Here is a 16,191-nt window from a genome sequence, read left to right as displayed (position 1 = left end):
ATGAATAGAGAATGATGAGTAAAAATATAGAAATACATCCTCGCGCGCTCTATTTCTCCTGTGCTGATGGTATAAGAGGATTGGCATGTTTTATCGTGTTGATAACCCATGCGATTACGATGTTTTTCATCAACACATCACCCTATCTTGCGGGTAGTGGAAAAATTGGCTGCTGGTTGTTTTTTGTGTTGAGCGCTTTTCTGCTGACCACAAAATTCAAAACATCAGGCTTTGGTTCTTCTCAACTGATACACTATGGGATAAGCCGCTTTTTAAGAATCATACCACTTTATTTTTTAGCTCTTATTGTTTATAAATTTTTAGGTACAACAGGTATTAGTTCATGGACGAATGTTGAAGATGCTTTATTGCTAAAACAAGGTTTTTCACATTTATGGACTATTCCAGTCGAGTTTAAATTTTATTTTTATTTGCCTCTAATTGCATTTATCTTGATTCAAGCTGCCAAGATTAATCCTTTATTCTCTACACTTGTTTTTGTGAGCTTCGTTTTAATCGAGCAATTTTATTGGCCTTATTGGCTTACCTCGATTAATTCCATTGAAGTAAATTACTATTTAACCCCTTTTACTACAGGAGTTTTTTTTGCTGCAATCTATGAGCAATTAAAGCCATATGCCACATCAAAAAATGCAACCTTAATAGGATTTGTAACAATGATAGTGTGCCTTGTTTCCTTACCAATTTCTAAACTCTATTTTTTCAAAATTCCTCTTGATCTTAGCTTGGCAAATCAATTTATCTATTTTGGTTTGGCATGGGCTTTATTTATTGTTTTTACTCTGGAGGGCAAGGGGTTGTATGGGCGGATTCTCTGTACTTCTTTTTTTCGAATTATAGGTAAATGGAGCTATTCTATTTATCTTTTTCATTGGCTTGTATATATGAAATACATCCAATATTGGCCCAACAGCATTCTTGCCATGTGTATAGGCTTGATATCTGCCATTTTAGCCGGTGGGATCGTTTTTTATTTAGTAGAGAGGCCTCTGGAGAGCTTGAGGCAATACAGTAAAACCAATCCTTACTTGAATAAAGGTTGGCGTTTATTTTATTTGAGAATGCGGACATGGCGACGTTTATCATTTACCATAAAGTAAAAGTTTATTAAACTCTGCCGCAATTTTTATTAATTTAATATTTTTGTAAAAAAATAATATAGGTAACAATATGAAATATATTCTTATTGCACTTTCGTCTTTTATTTGGATTTCTAATGCTTACGCTTATTTAGACCCAGGTACAGGTAGTTTAATTATTCAGTCCACTATTGCAGCGATTACTGGTGGGCTTTTTATATTAAAAACGTATTGGCATAAATTAAAGGCAAAATTGTTTTCCAGGAGTGAAAAAATAAAAGATGATAATGACAGCCAACAAGCCTAATCAGTTTCTCAATACAGTAGAGGGGCATCGCTCTTCTTTCCGTGATCCTTGTGGGCAAATCTATACGTTGAATGGGGAAATATATCGCCAAATTACGGAAGCCGGTTCCCCCGATTATCAGCATCTTATGGCCTCTGGATTATATAAGGAATTACAGTCTAAAGGTTATTTAATACCTCACCAGGAGGTCGCTCTTGAATTTGCATTCAATAAACAAGCTCAAATAATTTTAAAGCCGGAAGAAATAGAAACAATATCTTATTGTTATGAATGGTCCTTTTCCCAGTTTAAAGATGCTGCGCTATTGACTCTGGAAATTGCAAAGTGTGCAATTGAATATGGAATGATTTTAAAAGACGCAAGTGCCTATAATGTTCAATTCCATCATGGCAAGCCTATTTTTATTGATACTTCTTCTTTTGCTCTCTATAGAGAAGGGGAGCCGTGGGTTGCTTATAACCAGTTTTGCCGGCATTTCTTAGCGCCATTACTATTAATGGCGAAAGTAGATATTCGTCTGGGTAAGCTCTCTCAGCAATATATTGATGGTATACCACTTGATCTAGCAAGTAAGTTATTACCGTTTAAAAGTAAGTTTTCATTTTCTATTTTTGCTCATATTCATGCGCATGCAAAAATTCAGCAAAAATATAGTGATGTTGCAAATATGAAAGCCAAGCGCAGCCACAAAATTTCTAAAATAAATTTACTTGGCTTAATTGATAATCTCAGTTCCTTAATTAAAAAAACAACTTGGTCACCAATTAAAACCGAATGGGGCGATTACTATAATCAAACTAATTATTCGGATGCAGCAACCAAACACAAGGCGGAGACAGTTAAAGAGTTATTTCTTCTTTCAAACGCACGTTCTGCTTGGGATTTGGGGGGGAATAATGGTTATTACAGTCGGATTATTGCCGATGCAGGAGCAAACGTTGTTTGCTTTGATATAGATCCAATGGCAGTAGAGACGAACTATCAAAAAATAAAAAAAGATAAGGACCAATCCATTCTGCCGCTGTTACAGGATTTAACTAATCCAAGTTCAAGCCTGGGCTGGCAACAAATGGAGAGGGATGGATTACTTGAACGAGGCGGGAAAGTAAATTTAATTATGGCCCTGGCGTTAATTCATCATTTAGCTATTTCCAATAATGTTCCTCTTGAGCATATTGCTGAATATTTCTCACGATTAGGCGATTATTTGTTGATAGAGTTCGTACCTAAAGACGACTCACAAGTTCAACGTCTTTTAGCAAGCAGGGAGGATATTTTCCCGAATTACCATTTAGAGTCGTTCAGAAAAACTTTTTCTAATTATTATACCATATTAGAGGAGCGAACTATTCAAGATACTTCACGGACACTTTTTTTGATGAAGAGAATAGGCTAATAGAATGTTGAAAAAATTAAATGAAAACTGGCGTTATCTTTTGGTAATTCCTTTGTTTTTCACGGCGTTATGTACTGCATACATCAAACATAACGGAATAAGTATAACGAGTCCGGAGGCATTATATTCTTATTTGTTATTGCTTCTATTTGCTTTAATTCCTTCAGCTGTTATGGTTTTTAGTGGAACTGCATTACGATTGCTTATTCTTTCCGGAGTACTTTTTCTTTTTCTATTAAGCCAGCTGAAAGCAGTACCCGTTTTGCCCTTTGGGTTAAAGTACCGTTATAGTGCGCCCCTTATGGTTATGGGGCTCATGGCCATCTTATATTGTATCCGTGAACAACTCGACAAGTTACTTCTTATAATCTTCACAGTATTTTGGGTTGGCGCTTTTTTTACAGCGAAAACCCCACCTTTTTCCACGACACAATTTCAATCAATCCAAGGGAACTCTCAATTACCTCCATATATTGAAATCGTCCTGGATGAGCAAATCGGGATTACTGGAGGCGCAGTTTTAGAAGGAAAAAAAACGGATTATTTTTCTAGAGAGTTAATTAACGATTATGTGAAAAAAGATTTCACAGTATATGGCCAGGCTTATAGCCGAGATTTCCAAACTCTATCCTCTTTCGCCAGTTTTCTTAACTTTAAACCATTAGATAAACTTGACGATTATTTGCTCCAGGAAAAGGGGATGAATTTAATTACTAAGAATAAACTTTTTGAGTTATTAAGTAAGCAAGGGTATGCAATCAATGTAATGCAGAGCACATATGTTGATCTGTGCACCTATAGAAAAAATGCGAATATAAAAAAATGTAATACTTACAACTATGCCACACCTATTTCTTCGCCAGTAGAGAATGTCAAAGCAAAATCAATTGCTATGATTCATGATATTTTTTCTACAGTCCCATTGTTGGATAAATTAAGCAATAAGATATTATCTATTTTGTTTCCAGGAAATAAAAAGCAGACTATAGTTGAAGCATCAACAGCAACGTACAAAATTTTTCCCGAAATTCTTAAATTAGCCAAAGACGTTGAAACGGGTAATGCTTATTTTATTCATTTATTAATGCCACATTATCCTTATGTATTTAATGCTCATTGCGAATACATAGGTGATCGGGGGAAAACAGCTGCTACTTACATAGACCAAATTAAATGTACCCATAAAATGATGGGGCAGTTTCTTGACGTTTTGGCAAGTAATCCTGCAACTAAAAACAGTACGATTATAATTCATGGTGATCATGGTTTCCGTACTCCAAAACCAAGTGCAAGAAAAAGTTATTCATTCACTCCAGTAAATGTAACTAAGACATATAATACTTTTTTTGCTGTAAAAAGTCCGCTGTATAAGCCTGGCTATAATGCGACACAATTACCCCTGGATTTTTTATTAAAAAATATTCTAACCCAACATGAGCCTGTTTTTTATAACTCTGAAAAACAGTTTGTTTATTTACGTAGTGACAAACGTACTGATAAACCATTTGATCGGGGGATTTTCCAGATGTCAAAAGCTATTGGCAGCAAAGAAACGGATGTTTCACTAATCAACTAACATTTATAGAAAATATAGTGGTAAGAATCCGGGTTGCTTCTTATAATAGCCTAAAATTAAACCTGCCGTTGATAAGCAATCAATGAAACTTGTTTGCAAATGGCAGGTTGTTGAAAACCCAACGCTTGGAACATTACCAGTTCAATGAAAATTCATAATAAGTTATTAAAGACATCATTTTTTTCCGGGCTATCAACACTTGTTAAAATTCTAACAGGTATAGTGAGCCTAAAAATAATAGCAATGCACACAGGCCCTGAGGGAGTAGCGATATTAGGGCAATTTATGGCATTGGCCAATATCTTTGCTACCATCGCGGGCGGGGGTATTGCTTTGGGTGTTATTAAGTACGTTGCAGAATATGCCAATACACAAGAATTAAGAAATTTTTTACCAACGGCAACTCTCTATACCTTGTTTTTCTCTCTTACAACGATGTTGCTCGGCATAATTTATAGCCAAAAATTGTCGGAATGGATTTTAGGCTCAGCTGAATTTGCTTATTTGATGCGTTGGATGGCCATCGCTCAATTATTTATTGCCATGCATTTATTACTGTGTTCTATTTTAAATGGCTTTGGCCAGATACGATTGCTTATAACGGTTACTATTATAAGCAGCGTACTTAGTTTTATCATCGTGTGTAGTGTTGCGCTTTTATATCCGTTAAAAAGTATTTTACTCGCGTTTGTAGTAGCCCAAGCATTAGCTATTTGTATTTCATTATTATTTGTCTATGGTAAGGATTGGTTTCGTCTCCTATTTTCTTTTAAAATTGAGAAAAAGTATCTTCATAATTTACTGCGTTATTCATTTATGAGTAGCGTAAGTACCTTAACCGTGCCTCTTGCACAAATCATCGTTCGTAATGACTTAAATACGTTGTTTGGGTGGGAAAATGTAGGTTATTGGCAAGCAGTTATACGTTTATCCGATGCTTATTTATTGTTTGTTACTGCAGCCTTAACTACGTATTATTTGCCTCGGTTATCCGAGTTGCGGGCCCCTGCTGCATTAAAGGAAGAGATCACGAGTACTTTTAAAACTCTTATGCCCCTTATCGCCCTCATGCTTATATGCATTTACCTTTTTCGAGGGATTATTATTAATCTTCTCTACAGTAAAACGTTTACTCCTGCAACGGAATTGTTTTCTTATCAGCTTCTCGGTGATTTTTTTCGCGTTGCTAGTTGGTTATTTACCTATTTACTTTTAGCAAAAGCGTGGACGAAAACATATGTTATTACGGAAATTATTTTAAGTGCAGTGTTTGTTTGTTTGAGTTATTCATTTTCCAGGAGCTATGGATTAATTGGGGTAACTTATGCTTTTGTATTAACCTATTTTATTTATTGGCTACTCATGACCCTTGTTGCAATTTTTTATTTTAAGCTCGAAAGTAAAAATTATAAATTAGCAATAATTAATTAAATCTGCTGAATATAGGTTGGGCCCATGGCCCAACACAAAGTTTCGGTGTAGTTTGAGGTTTTAATAGCCCCCAGCCGGATAGCTTAGTACAATTCAGTGGGAGTATTATCTAGAGCATTTTGAATAAAATCTAATTTTAGAAGCATATCTTTTATCTCAGGTATACTCAGTTGCTGAGTATTATGCGAGGTATAATCTTCAAAATCGGAAATATGTTCCTCACCTTCGACAAAATATTTATTATAATTTAGGTCACGGTTATCCGCCTGAATGCGATAATATCTTCCCATATCTTCGGCTTTAGCCATTTCTTCTCGAGAAATTAAGGACTCATACAGTTTCTCTCCGTGGCGGGTACCAATAACCTTAACCTCATTGTCGCTTTTAAAGAGTTCAATTAATGCTTGTGTTAAATCAGCAATGGTTGAAGCTGGCGCTTTTTGAACAAAAATATCGCCTTGATTTGCGTGATCAAAAGCATGTAATACCAAATCAACAGAATCTTCTAATGACATTAAAAAGCGAGTCATTTTAGGGTCGGTTATCGTTAATGCTTTTTGGGCTTTTATTTGGTCCACAAACAGAGGAATAACTGAGCCTCTTGACGCCATCACGTTTCCATAACGGGTTGCGCAAATAATAGGGCCCTTATTGGTAACTACACGGGATTTAGCGACCACAATCTTTTCCGCCATCGCTTTGGAAATACCCATCGCATTAATAGGGTAAACCGCTTTGTCTGTACTTAATACCACTATTTTTTGTACACCTGCAGCAATACCTGCGGATAAAACATTATCTGTTCCAAGAACGTTGGTACGGACTGCTTCCATAGGATAAAACTCACAGGACGGAACTTGTTTTAAGGCTGCTGCATGAAAAACATAATCCACACCAGTCATCGCTTCCGCGATTGCTGAATAATCACGAACATCGCCAATATAAAACTTTACTTTCTCATTTTTTAGCTGATTACGCATGTCTTCTTGCTTTTTTTCATCACGGCTAAAAATGCGTATTTCACGTATGTTTGATTTTAAAAAACGTTTTAAAACGGCATGCCCGAAGGAGCCAGTTCCACCAGTAATCAGAAGGGTCTTATCGTTGAACATTCTAAATTAACTCCATATCAAATTCTTTGATTCATACATTAAGGTAATCAATTCTGGCCAAGCCGGAGCAACATAACCGGTTGCCGCTTTAAATCGTTCGCCATTCAGAGAGCGATTAATTTTAACTTCTTCATCCGCTACAATAGTTATTTCTTTCTTATATATTTCAGCGATCAATGAAATCAATTCATATTTATTAATTGGATTTGCAACAACATGATAAAGACCACGAAGCTCAGGTTTAGGAATAACATAATCACGCATTACCCGTGCCAATTCAAAAGTTGGCAAGCCCGAGAAAATAGCGTTTACATAGCCTTTGGTAGTATTTTTTTGTGACAGAAACCATTCAACCAAAGCTGTTTTACTATTGAGTTCATGACCTATTATTGAGGTACGGATGGTAATCGCGTGAGAAAACTCGGTAAGTTCGCCAATAAATTTTGATTTACCATATAAGTCCTCTGCATCCGACTTATCATTTTCAGTATAAAAACCTTTCTCCCCTGAAAACACACAATCGGTACTAACATGAATCAAGCGAGCTCCAGATAGACCGCACAAGTGGGCGAGTCTATGTGGGAACATGGCATTGATGGGTAACGCAGATAAAGGGTCTTTCGCGTTTGATAGTTGCTTAATCAAACCAATACAGTTGATAACAACATCAGGTTTAATCTGGGCAAATACTTTGCATAACATATCAAAATCAAGTACATCGATATCAGAGATTAAATTAGAATGGCAAGAATCTGGGAAATACTTAAGGTTTTCCCTGCTTCTTAAAGTGCCCCAAACTGTAAAATTACTCTGTTGCTGGTTAAAAGTATGAAACACTGCACTCCCCAGCATACCGGTTACACCTAAAACCAGAATTTTCAAATTAGATTACCTCGATTTAATTTTATTATTAAGAATTTCAATGAGTCGATGACTTTGTTTGGTCATTTCAAAATGTTCAAGAAAGTATGCTCTCCCTGCTATTCCCAATTTTTCACGCTCTGCAGCAGACATATGATATAATTTTTCTATGTTCTTCGCTAGCGCAGAGGCATCTTCTGCTGAAGATACTAATCCTGCTTGCGCATTTTCAACAACTACCGCTCCTTCACCGTCTAATGCAGCTAAAATAGGACGACCTGCTGCCAAATAAGCTTGGACCTTACTTGGAATTGTGTAAGAAAAGATTTCATCTTTTTTTAAGGTTACCAAAAGAGCTGTTGCTCGAGCATAAATAACGGGCATAAGAGTTGCGGGGAAGCGGCCAGGAAGTGATATATTTGTAATTTCTCTTTGGGCTATTTGTTGATGCAACCAGTCATACATACTTCCATTACCAATCAAAATAATTTTACATTGTGGTAAATGCGCTATTTCTTCAGCGGCATTAAGAATAGTTTCTAGCGCTTGAGCCGTGCCTAAATTTCCTGCAAAAACAACGCAAGTATTAGATTCTAACTCGGATAATAAATCAGCCGGTATATCGTTAGCAGAGACAGACTCCGTTTTTGGTGATTCTAAAAATAAATTAGGATAGTAGAGAACCTTTTCTAGGGGCGTGTATTTTTTCATCACCGCAGGGAATTTTTTTGATTGCACTAATAAAGTATCTGATGCAGCATAAATTTTTTTTACCATATATCCGATGAGACTTAATAAATGCTTATTTTGAATAAAGCCCGTTGCTTGCACGCTTTCAGGCCAGAGATCCTGAACCCACACGGCAAGATGGGCTCGTAAACGCCATTTTAAATAGATGGCAGGAATCACAGAGGTAATTGGAGAGGGTACAAACACAAAAATAGCATCAAATTTCTTTTTCCTTACAAAGCGAGGAAAATAGATGAGGCCACTCAATATAAAAGAAAGATAGTTTAACAATAGTTTCTTACCCCCTTTACCTCTGGGTAAAAGCGGAGCTCGATGAACTGGAATCCCAGAAAATAACTCTGTGGTACAGCCTGAAGCGGAATATCCTTCAAAAATAGTACCTTCAGGGTAATTAGGCTTCCCAGTAACAACCTCTATTTGATGCCCTTGGGCTGCAAGACATTGCACTAAGTCATTAATAATGAATGTTTCTGGCCAAAAATATTGTGAGACAACTAAAATTTTCACTTCTTTCTTTGATTGGGTTAAATTTATTTCATCTACAATTCCGTACCGTATGAGGAAATAAATTTTTTATTTGCGGTGCTTGATGGTAAAGGATTTTAAGGACAATCACAACTTAAAACATTCGACCTTTCATTTTATTTGAATTCGACTATTTTGACGATTTGAAAATTAAACGATTAAAAAATAAGAATTTTCCAATTAAATATATAGATGCGGAAAAATAGTTCAGATGACTCTGAAATATTGTTTATTTCTTGATTTTCAAATATGACCAGTTGTTATAAACTCTTGGCAATATTCCTTGGGCATAATGAAGAGCAATTAAATTAAGCCCTTATTCGTTTGAAGGTTAACTTTAATGTTAAAGGCAAATCGTTTCGTTGTGCTTGATAGCTTCAGAGGCTTATGTGCTTTGTCAGTAGCGCTTTTTCATCTACACGTTCCTTACAGCGCCACGGAGCTTAACTTTTTTAGAAACTCCCATTTATTTGTCGAATTTTTCTTTGTTTTAAGCGGATTTGTTTTATTTCATACGTATAGAAACTCTCTTGCCAATTATCATGATTTTAATCCGTTTATCGTCAAAAGAATCTTTCGTCTTTACCCGCTACACTTTTTTATGCTTGCCATCTTTATCCTCTTTGAATGTGGTAAGTGGCTAGCAGAAATGAAAGGGCTTAATTTCAATGGCTCGGCTTTTTCTGGCAGAAACTCATTAAAAGAAATTATTCCCAATCTTTTCCTATTACAATCCTGGCTTAATTCAGCTGACCCATTGTCATTTAATGGCCCTGCATGGAGCATTAGTGCGGAACTGTATGTTTATATGCTTTTTGCCGTGATATTAATCTTGAACCGTAAAGTGAGCTTCTATCTTTTCGCCATTATTTCTGGATGTGCATTTTTTTCATTAGTGATGGGGTTAGATGTCCTTAATAACAACATATTACGGGTTTTTTCCTGCTTTTTTGCGGGCATACTTGCGTACTCTATTTACCAAAGAACATTAAATGTTTCTTTATCAAAACAGTTCATGACCATACTGGAAGCTTTAAGTCTTTTCATGATTTTCATGATTTTAAATTGGAACATAAAATATCAAGGAGTAATTGCCAGCATTTGGTTTTGTGTAGTCATTATCATCTTTTCTAGAGAGGGTGGTTTTTTCTCTTCATTCTTAAAACATCCGTTTTTTATAAGATTAGGAAAACTATCTTATTCGATTTATATGATTCACTTCGCAATGATCTTTCTTGTAATAAGTTGTGCAATAATTTTCTCAAAATTAAGCCATCATGATTTCGCTCCTATGTTAAACGAACCTCAAACTGGCGAACTTATTCGATACATTACGACGCATTCTGTTTTGGGAAACAATGTCTTGGTATTCACTATCTTGGTTATGATAATTACTCTGGCACATTTTTCTTGGAAATACATTGAAAAACCGGGAATGGTTTGGGGTGAGCGATTTTTGCTTAGATTTAAAAAGGATGTGGTCCGTAACAACTCAGTAACGGATCCATCTGTTTAATCAAAATAATGTGCCAACTTAAGTTGGCATCATTACCTGAACAAGCACACATTATTTTTCATGCAATAATGTGAAAAAATCGCTCCAACTAGTCTCATAATTTGGGGAATAAGGCTTGATATTGGTATAAGAAAAAGATTTTTCTATCGCATTCATCCATTGTTGCGGAGCGTTTCGTGGGGCAAATAGAGCGCCTGGGTAACTGGAAATTACTTCTCTTGCATAGTCTTCATCAATAGCCACTAACGGTTTTCCAAACATAGCCGCTTCTACCAAGGGTAAGCCAAAGCTCTCAATATAACTAGGGAAAACTACTGTACTACATGATTTATAATACATTAACACGTGTTCATAGCTTAATGCCCCTAAAAAGAGGACATTGTTTTGGAGCTCCAATTTCTTAATTAGCTCAGCTAAACTTTTATTTTCTTCTTGATTAATGGTTAAATATAACCCAATTGACAGTGACGCATCTTTTTTCTTGATCTCATGTAAGGCATAAATGAGTTCTTCATGATTTTTAAACAAGGCACTAGTCGCGGGATAAAACAAAGTATATTGGAATGGAAGTTCTAGTGTCGTAATGTTGTTAATATCTCTTCTCAGAATATCAGGCTTTATTACGCAGACTTGCTCATCTTTTTGGTTAAAATAAGTGCATAGAGCTTTTTTCATCCATTGAGTTTGCACAACAAATTTCGTTTTTTTGTCTGCATGTAAAAAAATAAATAAAGGATAAACATATTTATAGAACGCAAGACGTCGTTCTTGGCGCTTAAAAAAGGACCATTTTTGCTGATGCAAAGATAAACCCTGATGTAAATATATAATTTTAGGTAGTGCTTTAGAACCTGCAAGAGAAGTATTTTGCAGAGAGAGTAACGCTTTAGCTTTTATATGGTGTTTTTTTAACCACTGCTTTAATCCCCAACTATCCCAAAAAATCCTTTTTATAATGGAATTTACTTCTTTCTTAATAAAATAAACATTCTTTTTTTCCAACGTGATATTTAAAGAGGGATGAATAAAAATATAATAAATCTCTTCCTCTCGAACATGTGTTAGAAACTGATGTAGAATTGATAGAGCACCACCTGAATGAAGAGCGGTAGCATTTACTATTGTAGCCTCTTTGAGCGGGTCATCTTTTTTCATAAGCTATACTTTATAGTTATCATATCGGATAAGATGATGATTTTTTTATAGAATATTTCATAATCCAATCATAACAAGGGCTAATTAAACATAAAGATAAAGAAACAAAAAGACATTCTAGTAAATTAATAAATCCTAAATAAGGGATATTTAAACCAGCAACGCACCAATAGCCTAATATCAATCCTTGTTGTGATAATAGGAATTTATTCCTCATCATTAAAAAAACCATTCGTTCGACATAACATAATAAAAAACAAATACCAAACATCCCCAAAAAAACCATGGCGTGGGAATTAGAGTAATTTAATATGGCAACGAGTCCGGGTAATGATGAAAACATTGTTTCTTTAGTATTCTGGTATTTATTGGGCTCTAAAATGGTATGTGTATAAACACCTACATCACCTGCTGAAGGTTTTTTTATGAGGCTTTCTTTAAAAAAGCTCCACCCTGTTTGTGGGAATGCGGTAGTCGCCATTACGGCTTCTAATCCTACCCATCGCCCTACAAAAAGTTTTGATAGCTGGGTAAATTTTTCCTCATTTGCGGTTGAGGCTGGTTGGATGGCCTGAGGTTTGTTTTTCAACGGCTGTTCAAGAGAACGTTCTTTTAAAGCGAGATGGGAAAAATGGTCAATTCGGATAACATTAACGAGAACAATAGATAATATTATAAACGTTAAATAAACTATAATTATATTTTTATTTCGCCCAAAAGAGAACCTTTTAAAAGAAAAGTCAAAATTGGATAATAGGATGATAATGTAAGGAAGAGTCCAAAAAATATAAATTGCTCGGCTTAAAATCGATAATGATGTGAAAAATGCCATGAAACAGATCCAGTAGCCGCGCTGTCTTTTTTGGGTTAGATTTTGTTCCCATCCTAGAAATGTGGCCATAGACAAAGGAATAGCAATAACCATCAGCCAAATCATTGCCGCATTTAGATGAAAAGGCAATATTATTTGGGGCCGTAAGCCCGTAGTGGAAATGTGATAAAAGATATTGATGGTATTCGTTGTTATTCCAACAAAAATAAGGACATACCAAGCGAAATCACTATGCTTAACATACCATTGAGGTACACTCAATTTTATCTTTTCCCGAGACACTTTTTTTGTACAGAAGAAAAATAATAGGTTGGCTAGCAAAACTCCACATGCGGCTAGACTCGATATTAGTAAAACCTGATCCCATGCGGCAGGAGTCACAAAGTGATGCGTCCAAAAACCCGTTGGTTCAACGAAATAGGCTCCTAAAATAAGATGAGCCATTAACTTTGTCCAAAATCCCAAAAACAACATAATCTGGGCATAAAACAAAACGTAGCTTTGAGAAAAGCAACATGCGGAGAGTAATACAGCTAACCATGTGATATCAAAAGTAAAGTAATAAAAAGATGAGCCTTGATAAGAACTCAATCCTGCTAGTGAGAAAAGAAATAAAAATAAAACTGAAGCAATCCCAAACTTAAGATTTAGTATTCTTATTTCCATTTATTACCTCGGGTAAATTTTTATATAAATCTTTTTTGTAAAGAAATTTAAAATAGTGCGATAAACATCTTGTTTAAAAATTTGGCTTGGATCAAGCCTGATGGTAGTTATTAAGTACTGTAATGCCTTTTTATAACGCCCAGACTCTAGATGAGTTCGCGCTGAAAATAGATAGGAGCGGCTTAATATCTTACCTTTTAAATCAAGTAATCTCTTATCGGTACTAGCCATAAGTTCTTTTTCCATTACAGTTACAAACTCGTCGGCTGTTTCATTACTTACTTTATTAGCTGATATCGCTTGAGAGTGCACCCGTGAATAACCCAATACCTGGGGTATATACTTAAATTTACCCAATTTTGCTAAAGATAGTTGGTAAGCATAATCAGGCATTAAACGATATTTACTGTTCCAGCCTCCAATTTTATCGAACGCGGTTCTTAAAAAAAATGCCCCTACGCCAATTCTACATTTGGCATGAATAACAAAATCATAATATTCATATTCAGGTGCTGTATATTTGCGAATAAACTCAGATTGACTGTTAATCACAAAATTATCAGGATAAGTTAATATAATATCGGGGTTTTCTTGAAAAGCTTTTACCGAGACGCTTACTGCATCTTTGGTTAAGATGTCATCCGCACTTAAATATCCAATGATATCTCCGCGACTTAACTTCCATCCTTTATTCAGGGTCGCAGCTTGCCCCATATTGGTGTGTGAGTCGTAATAAAACTTACCTTTATATTTTTCCAAAAATTCGCGTGTATTATCTGTTGAACCATCGTTTAAAACAATTAATTCAATATTTGGATAATCTTGAGACAAGACGCTTTCTATTGCTTCCTCCAAATAGGGCATACTATTGTATGCTGGGATTACAATAGAAACTAGGGGTTGTAAGTCATTAGACATCTTTTTCCTTTTATCTTTCTTTATGCAGAATATGAAGCATTTGGCTGCCTGCCATCATAATCTGCGGATGATACCGACGATCTGGTTTTTAAACAATTCATAGGTGAAAAAATAAACTAAAAAGTTATACTCATGCATGCCGCGGGCATGCAAGAAAATAATGTAGATGGTTTGCCGGCCAATCGCATTCAAAATGTCTTCGATTAAATACCTTCGCTGACATATAAGAAGAATACTGATCCGAACTGAAGTTATACCGAAATAATTTCTGAATCATCAACATGGCCTCATCAGAAATGTCAGAATACTTACCATAAGGCCAGGCAAAAAAAGAACATTCGCTTTGCAGCATATCTTCTATTTTTTCCTTACAGTCCTTAATTTGTCGCTCTAAGAACGCGGGGTTATTGCTTACTAAGCGTTCATGATCTAAGCCATGAGCTCCAATAATAAAGCCTCGATTGTGTAATTCTTTTACCATCGCCTCATTCATTGGCTTCCTAAAAGAAAGATGAGGTGCCTTCTCTTTAAGAAATTTATGGATATATTCGTCATCGCCATAAGTAAAATTAGGATTAATAAAAAAGGCGGCATTGACGTTGAACCGCTCTAAAGCAGGGGCAATTTCATGATAACAGTCATCAAAACCATCATCGAAGGTAAATGCTACAGCTGGGCGGGTTAAGTGGGCTTTTTCTATAATTAGCTCACATGCTTGCTCTATATTTACAAAGTCAACATGAGCTGATAAACGCTGCAATAATTGATTAAATCTATCTTTACCTTGTTCTCTCTTGTCACCAATAATATGCCCATTTAAAATATGAACACAAGGGGAAATTTTTTTGAAGTTTCCCATGAGTGAGAGATAGCTATGTCGTAAAAGTGGTCTAAAAGGTATCATAATCTAAATACGTAAAGTTAAGCTTCCCTAAATCAAAATCAATACCGAAATTAAGATAACAATAAGCAAGGCTTTTTTTAGAGAACGCAAGTTTTCCTAAGTTAATGTTCGCTAAGTTATTTGGTGAACAATAAGTTCTGATCCTCATAACGCCCATTAATGCGCAAATTAATTTTAACCTACGCAGAGCCTTATTTATACCAGAAAATTCGCCATAATTATACAATGCCCCAATTCCAATATTATTATTTTCTACTTTTAAAACCATATAAACATCTTGATGCTGTAGAAGGATGCAATTATAACCAAGTTTATAATCAAAGAAGTCTTGGTCATGCATCACTCCCTCTTTTTGCTTTTGACAAGATAGAAGTGTTTCAGGCAATGTTTCATGAAAAACAAAAAACTTTTTTAGCAAATTCAATAGAGTTTTACTATGCCACGTTGATAAGTTAGGCCATTTTATTAAAAAATGGGCGTAGGGTAACGTAGGTACCAACAAATTAAGTGACAGCATATCATATGCATGCGTCCAACCTAATTTTCTGACTAAGCCAGGATAAGAGAATTGATTGGGGAAACCATATACGAATTGAATGCCTAAACTTTTTCCTAGCTCATAAGTCTGCTTGGCAAGTTCCACAAATAACCCCTTGTTCCGATGAGCCGGATGGGTCATTGTGTCACCTGATTGAGCCGCCATAACAATCGTTTCATTAAGTTTGACGCGAAGCGGAAAAATTCCATAATACGCGGCAACTTCATTTGTTTCATTATGATAAGCAATATAGCCAATATAAGAAGCACCGAAACTGTCAGTAGCATATTTCTTTCTAAACTGTTCAACATTTACATCAACATGGTAAATTACCTTTATCAAATGTACCACGTCCGCAAAATTTGATTCGTTGAGCCTACAATATCGATAATCGTTCATAATAATTCTAAAAGGAAATATAAAGATATAAAAATGCTTAAGGAGTGATCGAGCTTATATCATGTTATTCTTGCAAGTGTCGCGTAGATTACACCGGGACATTTAGGTTGTCTAGTAGGGTTTTCATTAACAATGTTCTATTCTTACGGCTAGATCTTATACTCTTCGCTGATGCCCCGCAGCGTGTCTGTGGGGCATCAGCGAA

General features: G+C 35.6%; 14 protein-coding genes. 6 read left to right on the top strand and 8 right to left on the bottom strand.

Features of this window, described 5'->3' with window-relative positions:
• Positions 1-11 precede the first annotated feature (11 nt).
• From J2N86_RS12725 to J2N86_RS12705, 5 genes are all read left to right on the top strand, one after another.
• Positions 12-1,121 carry an acyltransferase family protein gene (locus J2N86_RS12725; RefSeq protein ID WP_252579827.1) on the top strand — a complete coding sequence of 370 codons (1,110 nt, stop codon included), beginning with the start codon at positions 12-14 and terminating at the stop codon, positions 1,119-1,121.
• 70 nt (positions 1,122-1,191) lie between these two features.
• The gene (locus tag J2N86_RS12720) at positions 1,192-1,407 is read left to right on the top strand and encodes a hypothetical protein (protein WP_252579826.1); all 216 of its coding nucleotides are present in this window, start codon (positions 1,192-1,194) and stop codon (positions 1,405-1,407) included.
• On the top strand, positions 1,388-2,803 hold the full coding sequence (locus J2N86_RS12715; protein WP_252579825.1) for a methyltransferase domain-containing protein: 1,416 nt from the start codon (positions 1,388-1,390) through the stop codon (positions 2,801-2,803). Before J2N86_RS12720 ends, J2N86_RS12715 begins: the two co-directional genes overlap by 20 nt.
• 4 nt (positions 2,804-2,807) lie before the next feature.
• Complete coding sequence (locus J2N86_RS12710) at positions 2,808-4,379, top strand: sulfatase-like hydrolase/transferase (RefSeq protein WP_252579824.1); 1,572 nt, start codon at positions 2,808-2,810, stop codon at positions 4,377-4,379.
• A gap of 144 nt (positions 4,380-4,523) precedes the next feature.
• On the top strand, positions 4,524-5,810 hold the full coding sequence (locus J2N86_RS12705) for an O-antigen translocase (protein ID WP_252579823.1): 1,287 nt from the start codon (positions 4,524-4,526) through the stop codon (positions 5,808-5,810).
• 83 nt (positions 5,811-5,893) lie between these two features.
• On the opposite strand, the gene J2N86_RS12700 is transcribed toward J2N86_RS12705, so the two are convergent.
• Genes J2N86_RS12700 through J2N86_RS12690 form a run of 3 tightly spaced genes read right to left on the bottom strand, consistent with a single transcriptional unit; the run spans position 5,894 to position 9,040 of the window.
• Positions 5,894-6,922: an SDR family NAD(P)-dependent oxidoreductase gene (locus tag J2N86_RS12700; protein WP_252579822.1), complete on the bottom strand. Its 1,029-nt coding sequence runs from the start codon at positions 6,920-6,922 to the stop codon at positions 5,894-5,896.
• A 6-nt stretch (positions 6,923-6,928) separates the two neighbouring features.
• Positions 6,929-7,804 (bottom strand): dTDP-4-dehydrorhamnose reductase family protein, encoded by an 876-nt coding sequence (locus J2N86_RS12695; protein ID WP_252579821.1) that lies wholly within the window; start codon positions 7,802-7,804, stop codon positions 6,929-6,931.
• Positions 7,805-7,810: 6 nt separating this feature from the next.
• On the bottom strand, positions 7,811-9,040 hold the full coding sequence (locus J2N86_RS12690) for a glycosyltransferase family 4 protein (RefSeq protein WP_252579820.1): 1,230 nt from the start codon (positions 9,038-9,040) through the stop codon (positions 7,811-7,813).
• A gap of 358 nt (positions 9,041-9,398) precedes the next feature.
• On the opposite strand from J2N86_RS12690, the gene J2N86_RS12685 reads away from it, so the two are divergent.
• Positions 9,399-10,574, top strand: a complete 1,176-nt coding sequence (locus tag J2N86_RS12685; RefSeq protein ID WP_252579819.1) for an acyltransferase family protein — start codon at positions 9,399-9,401, stop codon at positions 10,572-10,574.
• A 51-nt stretch (positions 10,575-10,625) separates the two neighbouring features.
• On the opposite strand, the gene J2N86_RS12680 is transcribed toward J2N86_RS12685, so the two are convergent.
• The 5 genes from J2N86_RS12680 to J2N86_RS12660 all read right to left on the bottom strand — a co-directional run bounded on the left by J2N86_RS12680 (position 10,626) and on the right by J2N86_RS12660 (position 15,986).
• The gene (locus J2N86_RS12680; protein WP_252579818.1) at positions 10,626-11,729 is read right to left on the bottom strand and encodes a glycosyltransferase; all 1,104 of its coding nucleotides are present in this window, start codon (positions 11,727-11,729) and stop codon (positions 10,626-10,628) included.
• 19 nt (positions 11,730-11,748) lie between these two features.
• Positions 11,749-13,227 carry a hypothetical protein gene (locus J2N86_RS12675; RefSeq protein ID WP_252579817.1) on the bottom strand — a complete coding sequence of 493 codons (1,479 nt, stop codon included), beginning with the start codon at positions 13,225-13,227 and terminating at the stop codon, positions 11,749-11,751.
• Between the two features lie 3 nt (positions 13,228-13,230).
• Complete coding sequence (locus J2N86_RS12670) at positions 13,231-14,145, bottom strand: glycosyltransferase (RefSeq protein ID WP_252579816.1); 915 nt, start codon at positions 14,143-14,145, stop codon at positions 13,231-13,233.
• Positions 14,146-14,275: 130 nt separating this feature from the next.
• A complete protein-coding gene (locus J2N86_RS12665) occupies positions 14,276-15,049 on the bottom strand; it encodes a polysaccharide deacetylase family protein (RefSeq protein WP_252579815.1) in 774 nt (257 codons plus the stop codon).
• Positions 15,036-15,986, bottom strand: a complete 951-nt coding sequence (locus J2N86_RS12660; protein WP_252579814.1) for a GNAT family N-acetyltransferase — start codon at positions 15,984-15,986, stop codon at positions 15,036-15,038. Before J2N86_RS12660 ends, J2N86_RS12665 begins: the two co-directional genes overlap by 14 nt.
• Positions 15,987-16,191: the final 205 nt, after the last annotated feature.

It is taken from the genome of Legionella lytica, assembly GCF_023921225.1.
GTDB lineage: Bacteria > Pseudomonadota > Gammaproteobacteria > Legionellales > Legionellaceae > Legionella > Legionella lytica.
Note: the sequence above shows the minus strand (reverse complement) of the source record. Positions and strands in the feature narration are given on the sequence as shown.